At 37.7% G+C, this 18,381-nt stretch carries 9 protein-coding genes; 7 read left to right on the top strand and 2 right to left on the bottom strand.

What is annotated here, in order from left to right; translation table 11 throughout:
* The first annotated feature begins 24 nt into the window (after positions 1-24).
* From JST56_05990 to JST56_06020, 7 genes are all read left to right on the top strand, one after another.
* On the top strand, positions 25-4,353 hold the full coding sequence (locus JST56_05990; protein MBS1988507.1) for a hypothetical protein: 4,329 nt from the start codon (positions 25-27) through the stop codon (positions 4,351-4,353).
* A gap of 57 nt (positions 4,354-4,410) precedes the next feature.
* Positions 4,411-7,746, top strand: a complete 3,336-nt coding sequence (locus JST56_05995; GenBank protein MBS1988508.1) for a hypothetical protein — start codon at positions 4,411-4,413, stop codon at positions 7,744-7,746.
* 24 nt (positions 7,747-7,770) lie between these two features.
* Positions 7,771-10,575, top strand: coding sequence for a leucine-rich repeat domain-containing protein (locus tag JST56_06000; protein ID MBS1988509.1), 2,805 nt, complete (start codon positions 7,771-7,773; stop codon positions 10,573-10,575).
* Between the two features lie 37 nt (positions 10,576-10,612).
* Entirely contained in the window at positions 10,613-13,333 is a 2,721-nt protein-coding gene (locus JST56_06005; protein ID MBS1988510.1) for a leucine-rich repeat domain-containing protein, read from the top strand.
* Positions 13,334-13,411: 78 nt separating this feature from the next.
* Positions 13,412-13,816 carry a hypothetical protein gene (locus JST56_06010; GenBank protein MBS1988511.1) on the top strand — a complete coding sequence of 135 codons (405 nt, stop codon included), beginning with the start codon at positions 13,412-13,414 and terminating at the stop codon, positions 13,814-13,816.
* A gap of 145 nt (positions 13,817-13,961) precedes the next feature.
* Entirely contained in the window at positions 13,962-14,561 is a 600-nt protein-coding gene (locus JST56_06015) for a hypothetical protein (GenBank protein ID MBS1988512.1), read from the top strand.
* A 129-nt stretch (positions 14,562-14,690) separates the two neighbouring features.
* The gene (locus JST56_06020) at positions 14,691-15,107 is read left to right on the top strand and encodes a hypothetical protein (GenBank protein ID MBS1988513.1); all 417 of its coding nucleotides are present in this window, start codon (positions 14,691-14,693) and stop codon (positions 15,105-15,107) included.
* Here JST56_06020 and JST56_06025 read toward each other — a convergent pair.
* Together JST56_06025 and JST56_06030 are read right to left on the bottom strand one after the other, a co-directional pair.
* Entirely contained in the window at positions 15,064-16,128 is a 1,065-nt protein-coding gene (locus JST56_06025) for a phospho-N-acetylmuramoyl-pentapeptide-transferase (protein ID MBS1988514.1), read from the bottom strand. The genes JST56_06020 and JST56_06025 overlap by 44 nt on opposite strands.
* Before the next feature lie 234 nt (positions 16,129-16,362).
* On the bottom strand, positions 16,363-18,324 hold the full coding sequence (locus tag JST56_06030) for a hypothetical protein (protein ID MBS1988515.1): 1,962 nt from the start codon (positions 18,322-18,324) through the stop codon (positions 16,363-16,365).
* Positions 18,325-18,381: the final 57 nt, after the last annotated feature.

Here is an 18,381-nt window from a genome sequence, read left to right on the forward strand (position 1 = left end):
ACCATAGGGATAATGGAGGTTATCATGAAATTTTTAAACACTCGATCACTCCTGATTACAATTACTTTACTTCAATTGCTTAATTCAACTTCTTCATTATCAGCAATGAAGAAACCTGGCATAAAACGAAAAAGAAGTGCCGAACAAAATGCACCAAAAAAAGAGACCAAGCATTCTTCTAACCAAAGTTTATTTGCAAGCTCATGTGCACAAGCGGCATCGCTTGCAAGTCATGTCACCGATAAAATCATTCAGTATGGTCTTGTTAATCCAGCTACAATGTGGTTTGACGGCCAGTCACAACGGGAACAAGAGCGCATGGTTCTTGAAAGCCAACCGGGAAGCATTGCTCATAAATGTTTTAGAAAAAAGCATGGAAACAAAAAATATAGTAGGCTCCTGAAAAACAAACCAGAACATCACAAGGCCTTTTCCAGCCAAAGTCCACTGGCAACAGCGGTCTTGCTTGGCTCACTCATGACACCAAATCACAATACGACTTTAAACGAATCTCATAACAATGATTCGACGCCAAACGACAGTTCGCTTTCACTTTTCGTTAAAAATATTCCTGACTCGGCACATGCTCGTGTTGATGCTTATGCACCAGAGATCAAAACAACATCTCTCAACACCTCACCTCTTAATGCCGATGTTGCCTATGAGATCACAAGCAAGCCATGGCTTGATACCTATGCACTCGATTTTGGTTTAGGATACAAAACTGCAAATATGACTGTCCTTGCTGAATTAATCAAAGATCCTTTACTGCAAAACCTGCCCGGCAATATTTTGGTTGCCGTCCCTGAATTCGTTGGGATTCCCGATCAACAAACCAAACGCTTTTTGAAACGCAACAACCTTGATATTGAAGCTGAATGGAAAATACTCTTACAAAACGTCTCAACAGAAGATATAAAAAATTTAGTAATTCCTGAGGGTTTTATTCAAAAACTTGAGGCTCTTGCCGATCGAATAAAAGAAAAATTTGAAATAACTGCAACCCAACTTGAGGCTGCTCAAAATCCCGGCTTATTGAGCTTTTTTTCAAGCAATACACCAAGCTCCCTAACAGAATTAGGCTTTGACGAAAAACTTGATGCGCTCATTACTTTTTGCGCTCACCATAATGCCTTTATCACCACCAGAAGCACTGGGCGCGAAGATACCGAAGAGCTTGCAAATGCCGGCGGCAATGCAAGCAATGAGATCGTTGATGCAAAGCCTGCCGATGTACTACGCGGCATGGGAATTGTAGTCTCTTCATATTTTAGAGAAAAATCTTTCGGTCAACGGGCTCTGTTACAAGACAAACAACTCTACGATGTTCCGCTCATGCCTGTTTTGGTACAGCGTGTCGTTGCTGAAACAAACGGCTCACCATTTTCTGGGTGTGTATCATACACGCGTGAACCACAAGGAGATATCCCGGGGGTCTCAATTTCTCAATGTACACATGGTCATACCAAGGGAGTTGTTGACAGCCTCGTTCCACTGGATACCTATGTATGCGATCAATCACAATGTCATGTTATTGTGAAAAATAAGCCCACTCGCCTTGCTCCTGTCACACAAAAAAACAAAAAATTTGCACTCGACTTTGTAGCAAATAATGACAACATGCAAAACTCACCCTCACTAAACCCCGAACAACAATGGGCAATTGCTCAAGTCCTTTCATTTATTGAAAAAGCTTATGGTAAACCTATGGATCTTGAATTGAGCTTTGATCACCAAGCAAATACGCTCTATTTATACCAAGCACGCCCATTAGTCATCAAGCGCTCGCAGGAACTTCCATCATATATTGTTGACGATAGCAACTTAGGCACAGCGCTTGAATGCACAACCATGAGCCAAGCGGGTGGAAGCTTAAGACTTATTACCGATAAAAATCGAATCATTGCTCAGCAAACACTTGATGACGCACTTCATTTTTATCTGACACAGCGAAGTGATAATAATAATTTTGACTTCGATTTGGTCGTTGTCCAAAAACAGGCCGATGCAACGTCACATGCTGCAGCAACGTTTAATGGCATGGGTAAGCCGGTGATGACGACCAATCATTACCAACAACTCATACAATGGATCCAAGCTGATGAGTGTAAACTCCTAGCAGACGTTCAAAACAGTAAAATTTATAATTTAGCAACTACATCCTTTACTGAAAATTCAATTGCAAAACTTAGCTCAGATGGCCTGATTAAAGAAGGCCTTCGCTCTTATCCAATAGCTCAAATTCTTTCTATTCCAGATAAAACACCATTGCCCGATACAATAAATTTTTATGCGCAGTTACAAAATACTGATCATGAAAGTTCACTTGAAACATTGGTTAAAACGCTTAAGGGAGGAAATCAAATCCAAGCAGAGCTTGCTCTGAAAACAATTCTGAGTCGCCTTGCGCAGCAAATTCGCATCAAACAACAACAGGTCACTTGTCCTGACAACAAATTTTTTGATTGCGCCAACTATCTTGATCTGAATTGCCCGCTTACGCAAACCATAAATACCATCTGCTTCACTCAAGAACCAGCAAAGCTTGCAGTTGAGCAACTGAGTAGTCTATTTGCTCTGGCCCTTGAACTGCGTACGGATATTATAAGTCAACTGGGGAAACCACCATTTGGACTTGAGCGCCTTTTGCCCATAGCATTCATTGAAACTCTATTATTTCAAAAACCAAACAATGAGGTCGTTGATAATTATTCCTACATTTCGATACTTGAGCGTTACCATAAAACTGTTTCTTTTATCAAAAGCAAAATAGCCCGGACTGAAGAAAACGGAACAATTCATGCTCACCTTTTGAGTAACCAAAAATTACTTGAACTCACTCAAACAGGATCTCAAGTTGCACTGACTGATACTGTTGAAAATAGCTGGGTTGCATTCTTAAATCACGCAGCTCAGTATTTCAACGAAGAACAACAAACAAATTTGACCCTTATGCTTAATGATATCATTGAACTAAAAATGATTCCCGCATGGATAAACACTCGCTTTGCAGCACAAACAAAATCTCCGTCAGAAATATTTAATACGTTATTTACAGAGTACCATCAAGACCATGATTTTCTTGCTCGGCTTAAGCATTACAACGATTTACTTGGCCATACAAATCTGAATACGTGGCAAGAAGATGGACAATTTGAGCAATTAAAAAATAATTTTGATGAGCAAATTCTTACCTGGTTTACTTCAGCTGAACTTACTCAGATTATAAAAAATCCAGAGCAACATCCGTTTGCCTATCAAGCAGCGGTTTCAACCATGAATACATTTGTTGAAACTTTTGATCAGATAATCAAATCAATTAAATCATCAAGTAAAATTGATACTCAAGTGCGTGCTCAGCATTTTAAAATAATGCTTGGACGATATTTAGGACTTCTTGAACAATGGGCACTACTTGTTACTGCTGGAGTAATTAAATACCATCAAGAATTACCTCTAGATAAATATCTGAATAAACTCAAAGTAAAATTTGCATCAAAAGAGGCTCTTGAGTCTGAGCTCCTTCCTTCCCCAGGATTTAATGTTAATGCTGCAGCTCTTGGAAGCTCGGCATACTATGGACTCTCCGAACTCAAAACACTTGAAGACCTTTTTACAACAGTCCATCAAAGCCTTTTAGTTGTTGTCAGATCATTAAACCGCCTTGTAGAAATAAAAGAGCAAGCTCTTCCTCAAGACTTTACAACAATATGTAGTGCGCTTGATGTATTAAATACAGAAGTAGAAGGCATTAAATGCCGTGCATCCAGAACAGGAACAACATTTGAAAAAAATACTATTTCTTATTATTACAATATTCCCATTAGATTTCATAGCATGGCGCTTACGCTGAGTTTCGAAAAAGAAACGAACAATACAATATTAGCTTTAAAATTTTACGGAGACAAAATTTATCGATGGCAGGTTATGGAATTGTATGCACAAACAATATGCACGCTGTATGGCTTTTCACTTCAAGATGCAATTGTTAATGAATATGGCGCTTCTTTCACTATGAAAATTCATGATAGCTCAAAAGCAAATGCTATCTCTGATATTGTAAAAGAAATGATACGCATTACCTTTCATGACTATAAAGCAATCTATGATGACCTTATACCCAAAAACCCAATTGCTGTTCTAGAAAGCCTAAGCTTACTTAAACCTAATGCTATGAATGTAAATGCCAACCTCATCATCATTTATACGATGAATGCATTTAATCAATCATTACAGGAGCAAGTTATACTCAAAACACATGAACTTATTCCGCATTATTTGAAAAGCGAAGATAAAGCAGTTCTGGAAGTTGCATCAATAATTATGGAAACAATAGAAAAAAATAACAGGTGAACTGGATAATTTAAATCATCGAGTTCACGTTAAATAATAAAGATAATGGAGTTTATCATGAACGTGTTAAAAAATGTATTTAAATTTTTATGGAGTACTGCCCTGCTAGGAGTCCTTGCCCTGAGCATGAGCTTGCAGGCAAACATTTCACCCTTAGCATTCAAGGGTATCTTCAGCCACTTCAAGCCCGGCTATGAGCTCTACGCACCTAACATTGGTTGTGCGGCACTCAAGAACGGCACCGTTGATGCCATCCGTTTTTACAACGTCATCCCTGGGCCGCAAGATTCGCAAGGGCGTCGTCTGTACATTCAGGATAAAGCGCTTAAAAACGACCCGTTTGTTGAACTGGCAATTTTGTTATTCCCATCCCCGGCAGGACAACTCACTGCCATGACCAGTCACAACCAGAGCATTGGTGCACAGTTGAGTGTGCAAGACCTTGCTACGCTTTTGAATTTTTGCGCAAAGATGAGAACAACGGTTAAGTCTTTTGAAATGCGAAATGGGCAAAAGTTTCACGTGATGGGTGGTAATGAATTTGGAAGTAATTTCAATGCAGCTATCAAACGATTGCAAGCTGCAGAAAAAAATCAAGCAAACATCGATTACTATAAAAATTTCTTAACCAATAATCGACGCTTCAATTTTATTGTGCCTCGGGCACAAGAGTTGCTGTGCTTGCTCTGCAAATGCATCGAGCTCGAAGAGCGTGATGATCGAAGAACGCTTTTTGCATCTAACCCTGAACATTACAAAAATTTTGAAAAATATCATAAAGCAACATTTTACCCAAAATACACGCCTGAAATGCTGCTCAACGCATTCTTCTGTCTAAAATTTGGTTCAGAGGAAATTCAGACCTTAATCCAAAATTTAGATGAACAGATTGTTGATCATCAAGCAATGTTTGAATATGGTTTGATTGATCAAGGCAATCTTGAGGATGCGGCGAAAAAATCTCCCGATCAAGCAACCCTTGATGACCTCTGGGTCATTCAAAACCGAGATTTGATCGACGCTGTTATTCCCTATGCACGCCAGTGCAAGCCGGTGAACAATGGCTTAGCCTGCGGTTATGACCGAACAAACAATCAGTTACTTGAAAACAAAACATATCCGGATTGTACCGAGACAACCATTCGTCATTTGTGCAATTTGGTTTTGTACAACAAGCAGACCCAGAACTGGAACTTGCAGTATGTACAAGATAAAATCTCAAATATGCAAACGCTTGAAAACTTTAATGATTTTTATCAGATTCAAAAACCTGAAAAAGCTAACTCTGGTGAAGCTGCAGTGCGTAATGCATGGAGCAAGGTGGTAAACAATCTTGATGCCAACATTCGGTACAATCAAAAATATCTTACTGATAGTAATCACAACGATAATGAAGTTGATAGCGGCCTTGTTAACATCATGCGCGTTCTCAATTCGGTTTTTAATCTTGAACTAGAATCAGAGCCTGTGTATCAAGATGACAATCAGTACACTCAGGCGGTAACAAAATGGGCAACCACAGGGCTTGAAACCTTTTTTAAAGCGCTCGCTCCTGAAAAACAGAATATCTCCATTGAAATTGATAACGTTGCAATGTACATTGCATCTGATAATCGCAAAGATTGCTCTGCAAAAATAACCGTACAGATTAGACAAGACTTTAAATTCGTCATAAGCGTTGAGTTTGGTCATGCAAAATTTGATTCAATAAAAAACTTTGCTCCTGAAGCGCTCACAATAAGCGATAAAATAATTCATTCATGCTCACAAAAATACGATCACCTGTTGCAATATTCCACAGGCGAAGAAATTTTGTTGTTGAATGCTGTAGCAAAAAAATCTATCACAACACGATTACACCAGCTTTTTTCGGAAAATGTTATCGATAGTGTTGCAATTATCAATATGATTAAAAGATTATACCTGATGCTTAAAGATACCCAAATTTCGTACACTCGTGGAGCTTTGATTCTGCGCAATGCACTTCAGCGTTTCTTATGGCAAGATGGGCAAATGAGTAGTGACATTCAACCTATTTTAAGGAATTTATTCAAACTTAAGAATAACGAAATTCGTTCTGTTTTAGCTAAGGAAGTGAAAACAATTGTTGGAGACAAATGGGCATCTGATTATTTTAATAATAGTTTTGATAATCTATTAAAATTTTTTACAGCCCTTGAAATGTTTAACCTTTCTAGCTCAGGAATTAAATCAATTGAAATTTCTGGCATCTGTCCTAACCTAAAAAAGCTCGATCTTAGTAAAACACAGAATCTTCAATTGATTACTCTTTCTGGATCATTAAATGCACTTGAAATATTGAGCCTTGGTGGATTAGAAATCAAATCAATTGAAATTTCTGGCACCTGCCCTAACCTAAAAATGCTCGAGCTTAGTAAAACACAGAATCTTCAATCGGTTACTCTTTCCGGATCATTAAATACACTTGAAACAATTGACCTTAGTTACTCAGGAATCAGAACTCTAGAAATATCTGGGAACACCTGCCCTAACCTAAAAATGCTCGATCTTTGTAAAACATGTAATCTTGAATTGGTTACTCTTTTCGGATCATTAAATACACTTGAAACAATTGACCTTAGTTACTCAGGAATCAGAACTCTAGAAATATCTGGGGATACCTGCCCTAACTTAAAAAAGCTCGATCTTTTGCTTATACGAAATCTTGAATCGTTTACGCTTTCCGGATCATTAAATGCACTTGAAACAATTGACCTTGGTTACTCAGGAATCAGAATTCTAGAAGTATCTGGTGACACCTGCCCTAACCTAAAAGAGCTCGATCTTTTTGAAATACGTAATCTTGAATCGGTTACTCTTTCCGGATCATTAAATAAACTTGAAATTTTACGACTTCGTAAATCAGGAATCAAATCAATTGAAATATCTGGGGAGACCTGCCCTAACCTAAAAAAGCTCGATCTTTTGGGAACAAAAAATCTTGAATCGGTTACTCTTTCCGGATCATTAAATACACTTGAAATGATTAATCTTTTCAGCTCAGGAATCAGAACTCTAGAAATATCTGGGGACACCTGTCCTAACCTAAAAGAGCTCGATCTTTTTGATACACGTAATCTTGAAATGGTTACTCTTTCCGGATCATTAAATGCACTTGAAATGTTGAACCTTGATTACTCGGGAATCAGAATTCTAGAAATATCTCGGGATACCTGCCCTAACTTAAAAAAGCTCGATCTTCGGGGAACTGGAAATCTTGAATCGGTTATTCTTTCCGGATCATTAAATGCACTTGAAAGAATTGATCCTAATCACTCAAAAATCAATACGCTTGAGCCTAATAAAAATTCATTTCCAGAACTCAGAACAGTCGATGACAATGAAATGATAGATTGGTGCAATCTGATATAAATGTTAAAAATAATGGAGGTTATCATGAACGTGTTAAAAAATGTATTCAAATCATTGTTGAGCATTGTGGTATTGCTGGCAAGCACGCAGCTCCAAGCAAACATTTCACCCTTAGCGTTTAAAGAAATCTTTAAACACTTCAAGCCAGGCTACGAACTGTATGCACCCAACATTGGTTGCGCGGCACTCAAGAACGGTACGATTGATGCAATTCGTTTTTACAACGTCATCCCTGGGTCGCAAGATTCGCAAGGGCGTCGTCTGTACATTCAGGATAAAGCGCTTAAAAACGACCCGTTTGTTGAACTGGCAATTCTACTCTTTCCATCGCCTGCTGGCCAGCTCACTGCCATGACCAGTCATGGTCAAAACATTGGTGCACAATTAACAGTGTATGACATTGCGGCAATGTTGAATTTTTGTGCAAGGATTAGAGCTGCTATTTGTACCATGAAAGCGAATAAGGGCCTTAAAGGAAATCAACTCGGTAAAAAAATCAAAAGAGCATTTGCCCATTTATGTGAAGCTCTCGATATAGCAAATAACAGAAATCTTCGCAAAGAAATCAAGAAACACAAAAAACTTTATTTGTATGCAAACAATACCCTTGAAACTTACTTTAAATGGCTTAAAATTCCCGATCGTTTTTTGAATGACATCCCTCATGCTCAGGTGCTTTTGAAACTTTTGTATCGCTGTATTGAAATTGAAGAACGTGATGATCGACGCCAAGTATTCAGAGAAAACCCCAATAAGCATAAATGCTTTGATTTTTATTGTGATAACTCTTTTTATCCCAAGTACACACCCGAAATGCTCCTCAACGCATTCTTTTGTTTAAAATTCGGTTCAGAGGAAATTCAGACCTTGATCCAAAATTTAGATGAACAGCTTGTTGATCATCAAGCAATGTTTGAATATGGTTTGATTGATCAAGGCAATCTTGAGGATGCGGCGAAAAAATCTCCCGATCAAGCAACCCTTGATGACCTCTGGGTCATTCAAAACCGCGACTTGATTGACGCTGTCATTCCGTATGCACGCCAGTGCGTACCGGTGAACAATGGTCTTGCCTGTGGTTATGACCGAGTAAACAATCAGCTCCTTGAAAACAGAACATACCCCGATTGCACCGAGACAACCATTCGTCACTTGTGCAATTTGGTTTTATACAACAAGCAGACCAAGCATTGGGATGTAGAGCATGCTCTGAAAAAAATTAGTGATGTGCAAACATACGATAACCTCGAAGCATTTTATCAAATTCAAAAACCTGAACAAGCAAACTCTGGTGAAGCTGCCGTGCGTAATGCGTGGAGCAAGGTCGTAAACAATCTTGATGGCAATATTCGGTACAACAAAAAGTTTTTGCCACCATCGATAAAAAATGACAATGATCATGATAATGAAATTAGCTCCGGCCTTGTTAATATCATGCGCCTGCTCAACATCGTTTTTGAACTCGGTCTTGAGTCAGAACCTGTGTATCACAATGACAATCAGTACGAACAGGCGGTAACACAATGGGCAACCTCGGGACTTGAAACTTTTTTCAAAACACTCGCTCCTGAAAAACAAAATGTAGCCATTCAAATCTATAACGTTGCAACGTACACTGCAGCCGATCATCGCAAAGATTGCTCTGCAATAATAACCGTACAGGTTGAACAAGATTTTAAATTTGTCATGAGCATTAGCTCTGGCCATGCACAATTTGACTCGATTACCACGCTAGTCCAAGTAAGCCAAGACAAAATTGCTTCGTGTGCACAACAGCATGATCATAGGTTGCAATATTCAGGTGAGCAGATTTTGTTGTTGAATGCTGCAACAAAAGATTATGCCACAACACCCTTGCACAAGCTTTTTTCAATAAATGTCATTGATAGCGCTGCAATCATCACCATGCTGAAACAATTGCACCTGATGCTTGTAAGTAACCACATTACTGACGCCCGTGCAGCTTTGATTTTACAAAACGCACTGCAACGCTTCTTGTGGCAAGATTTGCAGATGAGCCGTAACATTCAGACTATTTTGAGCGATTTATTCAGCCTGAGGAATAACGAAATTCGTGCTGTTTTAAGTAAAGAAGTCAAAGTAATTGGTGGCAATAAATGGTTAAACAATTGTTTCAACAATAATTTCAACAATAATTTTAGTGATTTATTAAAATTTTTTACAGCCCTTGAAAGCATCGACCTTTCTTGGTCAGGAATCAAATCTATACAAATCTCTGGAACCTGCCCTAACCTAAAAAAACTCGACCTTTCTCACACACCAAACATTGAATCGCTTACGCTTTCAGGATCCTTTAATGCCCTTGAAAGCATCGACCTTTCTTGGTCAGGAATCAAAGCCTTAGAAATTTCTGGCACTTGCTCTAACCTAAAAAATCTCAACCTGAGATCTACACAAAACCTTAAATCGGTTACTCTTTCGAGCTCACTCAATGCCCTTGCAAGCATCTACCTTTCTTACTCAAGAATCAAAGCCTTAGAAATTTCTGGAACCTGCCCTAACCTCAAACAACTCTACCTGGACAAAACACAAAACCTTGAATCGCTTACACTCTCTGGATCATTAAATGCACTTGAAAAAATTACACTTTGGGGCTCAGAAATCACAGAATTAATTTTGGATAAAAATTCGTTTCCAAAACTCAAAACAGATGACCCTCGAATCAAGCTGATTGATAAAAAAAGAAAGCGTGATGAAAAGGACAACTTTGAAGAAGAAATTAGCAAAGAGAACAAGCTCGTCAAACTTGCTGATGCTGAACAACCAGTTGGCCAAAATAATGCAAACGACGAAATTATGGATAATTGAAAGCAAATAAAATTTTAATAGAAACCTGGAGGTTATCATGAACGCACTCAAAAAGATGGTAAAACTTTTATCTGGTACAGCACTGCTCATCAGCATGCAGCTGCAGGCAAACATTTCACCCTTAGCATTCAAGGGTATCTTCAGCCACTTCAAGCCTGGCTACGAGCTGTACGCACCCAACATTGGTTGTGCAGCACTCAAGAACGGTACAGTTGATGCAATCCGTTTTTACAACGTCATCCCTGGGCCGCAAGATTCGCAAGGGCGTCGTCTGTATATTCAAGACAAAGCACTTAAAAACGACCCATTTGCTGAACTGGCAATTTTATTGTTCCCATCGCCGGCTGGACAACTCACTGCCATGACCAGTCACAGCCAGAGCATTGGTGCACAGTTGAGTGTGCACGATGTTGCTACGCTTTTGAACTTTTGCGCAAAGGTGAGAACAACGGTTAAATCTTTTGATATTCGAAATGGGCAAAAGTTTCATGTAATGGGTGGTAATGAATTTGGAAGTAATTTCAATGCAGCCATCAAACGATTGCAAGCTGCAGCACAAAATCAAGTTGATACAGACTTCTTCAAGAACTTTTTAAGCAACAATCGACGTTTTAGCATTATTTTGCCAAGAGCCAAAGAACTCTTGTCCGTACTCTGCAAATGCATCGAGCTCGAAGAGCGTGATGATCGAAGAGCTCTTTGTGCATCTAACCCTGAACATTACAAAAATTTTGAAAAATATCATGAAGCAACATTTTACCCAAAATACACGCCTGAAATGCTCCTTAACGCATTCTTTTGTTTAAAATTTGGCTCAGAGGAAATTCAGACCTTAATCCAAAATTTAGATGAACAGCTTGTTGATCATCAAGCAATGTTTGAAGATGGTTTGATTGATCAAGGCAATCTTGAGGATGTGGTGAAAAAATCTTCCGATCAAGCAACTCTTGATGACCTCTGGGTCATTCAAAACCGCGATTTAATTGACGCTGTTATTCCCTATGCACGCCAGTGCAAGCCGGTGAACAATGGTCTTGCTTGTGGTTATGACCGTGCAAACAATCAGTTACTTGAAAACAAAACATATCCGGATTGTACCGAGACTACCATTCGTCACTTGTGCAATTTGGTTTTGTATAACAAAAAGACAAAGCATTGGGATGTAGAGCATGCTCTGAAAAAAATTAGTGATGTGCAAGCATACGATAACCTTGAAGCATTTTATCAACTGCAAAAACCTGAACAAGCTAATTCAGGTAAAATTTCTGTACGCAACGCTTGGAGCAAGGTGGTGAATAACCTTGATGCTAACATTCGCTACAACGAAAAATATCTTGCTCACAGCAACCACAATGATAATGATAATGAAGTTGATAGCGGCCTTGTTAATATCATGCGCGTGCTCAATGCAGTTTTTGAGCTTGGATTTGAATCAGAGCCTGTATATCAAGATGACAATCAGTACACTCAGGCGGTAACACAATGGGCAACCATAGGACTTGAAACCTTTTGCAGAACACTCGCTCCTGAAAAACAGAATATCTCCATTGAAATTGATAACGTTGCAACCTATACCGCAAGCGATAATCGCAAAGATTGTTCTGGAACAATAACCATACAGGTTGAACAAGATTTTGAGTTCGTCATAAGCGTTAAGTCTGGCCACGCACAATTTGACTCAATCACCACGCTTGCTCCTGAAGTAAGCACTACAATTTCTTCATGCACAGAACAGCATGCTCATGTATTGCAACATTCCACAGGCGAACAAATTTTGTTGTTGAATGATGCAACAAAAAAATCTATCACAACACCTTTACACCTGCTTTTTTCGGAAAATGTTATCGATAGTGTTGCAATCATCAACATGCTCAAAGAATTATATCTGACGCTTACAAATACCCAAATTTCGTACACTCATGCAGCTTTGATTCTACGGAATGCACTTCAGCGCTTCTTGTGGCAAGATTACCAAATGAGCATGGATATTCAGACTATTTTAAGAGATCTATTCAACCTTAAAAATAACGAAATTTGTGCTGTCTTGAGTCAAGAGGTCAAAACAATTACTGGCTTTCTATGGCTCGATTGTTTCGACAACAATTTTGATAATCTATTAAAATTTTTTACAGCCCTTAAAAGAGTTAACCTTTCTTACTCAGGAATCAAAACCATAGAAATTTCTGGTGGCACCTACCCTAACCTCAAAAAACTCGACCTGGGCTGCACACAAAATCTTGAATCGCTTACGCTTTCAGGATCATTGAATGCGCTTGAATGGATTAATCTTTCTTACTCAGGAATCAAAACCATAGAAATTTCTGGCACCTGCCCTAACCTAAAAAAGCTCGAGCTTAGTAAAACACAGAATCTTCAATCGGTTACTCTTTCCGGATCATTAAATGCACTTGAAATGTTGAACCTTGGTTACTCAGGAATCAGAACTCTAGAAATATCTGGGGACACCTGCCCTAACCTAAAACAACTCTTCCTGAATAACACACGAAACCTTGAATCGCTTACGCTTTCAGGATCTTTTAATGCTCTTGAATGGATTAACCTTCATTTCTCAAGAATCAAGGAATTGGTTTTGGATAAAAATTCATTTCCAAAACTTACAACAAATGACCCTCGAATCAAGCTGATTGATAAAAAAAGAAAACGTGATGAAGAGGATAATTTTGAAGAAGAAATTGGCAAAGAAAATAAGTACACAAAACTAGATGAAGCTGAGCAAGCTGTTGGCCCGAATAACTAAAAGGATTAGATAATGGTTTACAAGAAATATTTTATTATGATAAGTGCAGCTTTATGGTTGATATCATCAGCATATTGTATGAATAATCAGACATATGGATCTTTTCAGACATCACGTCCTGCGTATGAGATACATCACTCGAGAGGTCAATATGTTCAACAGCTTCAAAAAGCTCACAAGAAAGAGTGGTGTCGTTGCACACAATGCAATGAAGTTATTGCGCTTCAACTTGATGTTACATCATATGTTTTTCAAGAAACTCCTGCATTAGAAACAAACAATTATTCCTATGAAAGTTGTCTCTTGTGTCTTCAAGCATCTGGTTGTCGAAAACGATATTTTAATTCATACACGCTTCATGAGTCATGCTATAAAAAAACACACCAAAGAATAAATACTATTTTGTGTGATGCGTGCGTTTTTCTTAACCAACAAAAACCTCCATCTGAAAATCGATTTTCATGTTTGTTTGGATGTTTTTAATTGATCATATGGCTTAACCCTTGCTCAAGAGAGCAACTACATTAATCGAATAATTGACTTCTGAGCCTTTAATATGAGCACATAGGAATGATCAAAAAATATTTTAAGAACCCCAAGCATTGATACAAAAATGAGAGGGACAGATATGCTTCTCAATCGCTTTATTTATTCAATGGTATGCACAATGTTATTGTTACAATCCTCAACGCTGTGCATGCAGCATCATGAAAACTCTGAAACAGAGATCGAAATGCAAGATATTACACCACAAAGAGCAACGATCTCATCACTCATTCAACAAATTTTGCAAGACAGCCCTCACCAATGCGAAAAATGTAAAAAGGAAATTGCAAGTTTTGATGTCTCGTACTACCTTGTTAACGCTCATAATTCTGTTAATTTTGCTGATAAAAACTGTTTAGTCTGCTTCAAAAAAGAAACCGAAAGATACAATTCTCAGAATACATCTTTGTTTTTTGATTTGTATAATTTACACGACTCATGTTACATAAAGTTGTGTAAAAAAACAGAAGAAAGTACCTGCTCAAAATGTACTCAAAAAAGCCTTAAACCTAAAAAGGTAAAAACTATAAAAAATAATAACTTACATGAAAAGAAAGCATGTACCTGCTGTGCAGAAATGGGCGCAAGTTTTGCTTGCAGCCAAGCCTTCCACGAACTGAGTTTATCATGTTGCGGCTGCTTTTTTGGAATTATAGAAAGTTTTTCTTCATCAAACGATTAATATCGCATGATAATTTTACGGTTCAGACTATTTCTCAAGCTGGTGTTAAAAGAAATATTGATGATAAAATGTTCAATTCGTAGACCAATTTCTTTTAACCAATCGTATATCTCGGAGAGAGACTGTCCCATGAAAAAATACTTATTGATTGTACTTGCAATAACTTTGAGTCAACAATGTATTGGTATGACTGAGCAACATGAAAGATTCGCTTATAAACAAGCTCTTTTTTCATACAAAGAAATTATAGAAAAATTTGGTAAACAGGTAGTTGCACACAAGAAATCGCCTAAGACCTGTAAACCAATGAACCGCGATCGATTAATTATTGAGCTCTATAAAGTACTCCAAACATACTGTCAAAGAGTTCACCCATCGTTACATGTTGATGATGAATGTGCATTCAAATTGGCAGAAAGCATTGAAGCTGATGACCAACTTATACCCGAAAGCAAACGTTTCATTCTAGGATTTTTTACCGAATTGGACTTCTATCAATCGCCTAGCGAATTTTCAGAGTCAGTAGAGAAAACAACGCAAGAATAATTGAGATAATCCAAAAGCGAACGGTAATTTTGGGCTCTTCCCAACCAATCAATTCAAAATGATGATGAATGGGCGCCATGCGAAACATGCGGCGCCCAAAGACTTTGAATGAAAAAACTTGAATAATTACCGAGACTGTTTCAAGAACAAAAATTCCACCACTGATCACCAGTAACAATTCTTGTCGTGCCATGAGTGCCATCATCGCCAAGCCTGCTCCAAGCGCCAGTGAACCAACATCGCCCATAAAAATTTGTGCAGGATGCGTGTTGTACCACAAAAATCCGAGCAATACTCCTACAAGCGCTCCACCAATCACCGCAAGCTCAGGACTTCCTGCAAACGGAATGTAAAGGTAGGCAGCAAACCCTTTGTGCGATGCAACATAGGTGATCAGCGCAAAGGCGCTAAAATTTGAAATAAGTGGACCCGTTGCAAGGCCATCAAGTCCATCGGTTAAATTGACCGCATTACTTGTTGCGGTAATAATCCAGGCACCCCACGGGATCAAGAACAATCCAAAGTAGGGATTAAAGTTTTTGAAAAAAGGAACACAGATCGAACCTTCAGGCTGCATAACAAAGTACCAAATCAGCGCTGCCCCAAACGAACATCCCGCTTGAAGCCAAAATTTAAGGCGTGCAGAGATTCCTTTGCGGTTTTTAATTTTAAACCAGTCATCCAAAAAACCAATCAGGCCAAAACTCAGAAAACAGAACATAAAAATCCAGACCGAACTTTTGGTCAAGTCATTCCACAAAAGTGCTGTGATCAAGGCAATTGAAACAATAAAAAGTCCCCCCATAGTAGGAGTATCATTTTTTTGTTGATGACTTTCTGGCGTCCATTCTCGAACTTTTGAACGAAAAAATTTTTGCGATGTTTTAATAAACCAGTTACCCAATAGAAATGATAAAAAGAGTGAAGTAAGGAGTGCTGCAATAGCGCGCACCGTCACGTAATGAAAAAGATTGAAGAATGAATAATGAGCCTGAAGCGCCTGTGCTATGTGATAAATCATACGACCTTGGTACTCAAGAGGGTTAATTATTACGATAAATAGAGAGGGTAGTATACCACTAAAAGGCGAACTTTTTCATTATAAAAAACGAGTACAATCAATAAATTATTTTTTGAAACTTCAATAAAATATTGCTCGTTACATGAGCTTTATAGATTTATACAGCTACTCTACTCTTAATAAGAAATATTCAGGACCAGTAGCTCTGTGAGCTGCCAGCCCTGAATATTTTCTTTACTCAAGTTCAAGAGCTTTGACAACCTTCTTTCCATTCTCTGTTGCTTCAAAATCTGCTCGATTTTTTTCCACTAATAATTTAAGCCCAATTTTAATGTCAGGGGGACATAGACGAATTCCCTGATACTGAGCTGATATCGCATCAATCTCATCTGAAGTAAGAGGTTTAGAGTAATCAGACTTCCGTTCCTCAAATAGTTTGATAAGCACCTTCTGAGCTGCAAGGCCACTATTAATTGTAATGGGCGCTTTTTTCTTCTCTTGAATCGTCTTGTGAAGTACATTATAGAATTTTGATGATGGATTTTGCAGATCGAGTTCTTTTTGAATATTAGGGTTAAGCATTTTCATTTTGTTTAAAATTTCTTCACACGTTCCTATATCAAGCGTCGCAATAAGTGCTCGAATCGTATCGAATGTCTTCTCTTTAATAAAATTTTCTTGTTCTTGAAAGAGACCTTGCATAAGTGCAACATCATCCATTTTAGAGAGATTATTAAGTACTGTAATAAATTTTTTATTTTGGGGATTGGTTACTAAAATCTCTGATGCCAATAATGATAGATCTCCAGCCACAGGTACCACTGGCTTTGAAAGATTATATCCAAAAGAAGAGGATAAAGTAGCAGCTCGAGCGCGAGCTGCATCTATTTCTTGAGCCAGAGATTCTCTTTTTGATTTAATTATAAAAGCCGACGAGTCAAAGTTGAATGGTTGATTATCTTCATCATTAATCCCATTAAAAAGGATTACACCAATTGCTTGATCAAACCCTATCAAAACTTTTAAGAGTGTTTGAAAATCTTGCTTAAGTTTTTCTCTTACAAAATCCATTTGTATTGCTTGATAGAGATCTTTAGGAATTTCAAGATCTAAATACCAAGTTGGAATTTGATTAGCCTCATCATTTTCCTGATCATCATCTTCCCATTCATTATCTTTTTCTTGGGATTCCTTAATCTGAGTTCTAAGAAAATCAAGATCAGGATTTTTATCTGCCAATATTGTTGAAAGTGTTTTTGTATAAAGCTGCAACTCATAATTTTCATCAAAAATCATTAAAACTTTCTTCTGCAGATCATCATTAAGCAATAAAATATTTTTACTAATAGCTTCTATGATCTCATCAGGTGTTATTGAAGCATTAGAAATTCGCTTGTTTAACTTGTGTAAGGGAGATAGTAAATTAAGCTGGTGGAGATACTCTGCCTCAAACGAGTTCATTACTTCAAGACATTCATTGGCTTCATCAAGTTTATTTGCGCTAATATCCTGCCTGATTTTCTCTTCGTAGGCTGCATGTACCAGGTCTAATATTTTTCGAATCTGATTATCTATTGGATGACTTAGAGCGTTCCGCCCAATTTTTTCTAAATCGATAAGTTTCAGTCCACTTAAAATTAAGACCATACTATGTGTAAACGGTTTTTGTGTTAATTTTGAACGTACCAATTGGATAAAGTCTTGAAATTTTTCTGGATGACCTGCTAGATTTTCAAGCTGATCTGCAAGGATTACCATTTCAGCTTCTTTCTCTTGAGATTTTTTGGTGAGTTCTTGAATATGAGGCTGAATCTTTTCCTTAGTTTTCTCAACTTTGATAATCTCAGTTCTTTTGAGTTTTATTCCTTTTCGAATGCTCTCTAAAAGCGAGCCTGTTTTAGAGGTTTCTTCTGATTCATATTTTTTAAGAGGAGGCGCTTTTTTAAGCACTGCTCCTATTTTAAGTTCATCAAGTAAATTGCTTGATATTTTTATTCCTGGAGGATATTTAGATTTTTCTTGTGATAGTTTTTTTTTCAATTCTTGCAATGAATTTTGAAGTAAATTGAGCTTTACTTTAAGTTGTGTAAGCTTTTCTTTAAGCACATTAAGTTGCTCAGAAACATCGGGGAACAATGGGATAGAAAACGAAATAAAAATAGACGCAAGCATCAATACTAGAAAATTATTGCACATATAATTCCTCAGTTTTAAAAATAGTTGTATGCATATTAATATAATTTTGAGTAATAA

This window comes from Candidatus Dependentiae bacterium (genome assembly GCA_018266175.1).
In the GTDB taxonomy this organism is placed as follows: domain Bacteria; phylum Babelota; class Babeliae; order Babelales; family RVW-14; genus JAFEAY01.

What these genes read in the sequence shown, in the direction of transcription:
- JST56_05990 (MBS1988507.1), top strand. Translation starts at nt 25, where the DNA reads ATGAAATTTTTAAACACTCGATCACTCCTGATTACAATTACTTTACTT.
- JST56_05995 (MBS1988508.1), top strand. Translation starts at nt 4,411, where the DNA reads ATGAACGTGTTAAAAAATGTATTTAAATTTTTATGGAGTACTGCCCTG.
- JST56_06000 (MBS1988509.1), top strand. Translation starts at nt 7,771, where the DNA reads ATGAACGTGTTAAAAAATGTATTCAAATCATTGTTGAGCATTGTGGTA.
- JST56_06005 (MBS1988510.1), top strand. Translation starts at nt 10,613, where the DNA reads ATGAACGCACTCAAAAAGATGGTAAAACTTTTATCTGGTACAGCACTG.
- JST56_06010 (MBS1988511.1), top strand. Translation starts at nt 13,412, where the DNA reads ATGAATAATCAGACATATGGATCTTTTCAGACATCACGTCCTGCGTAT.
- JST56_06015 (MBS1988512.1), top strand. Translation starts at nt 13,962, where the DNA reads ATGCTTCTCAATCGCTTTATTTATTCAATGGTATGCACAATGTTATTG.
- JST56_06020 (MBS1988513.1), top strand. Translation starts at nt 14,691, where the DNA reads ATGAAAAAATACTTATTGATTGTACTTGCAATAACTTTGAGTCAACAA.
- JST56_06025 (MBS1988514.1), bottom strand. Translation starts at nt 16,128, where the DNA reads ATGATTTATCACATAGCACAGGCGCTTCAGGCTCATTATTCATTCTTC.
- JST56_06030 (MBS1988515.1), bottom strand. Translation starts at nt 18,324, where the DNA reads ATGTGCAATAATTTTCTAGTATTGATGCTTGCGTCTATTTTTATTTCG.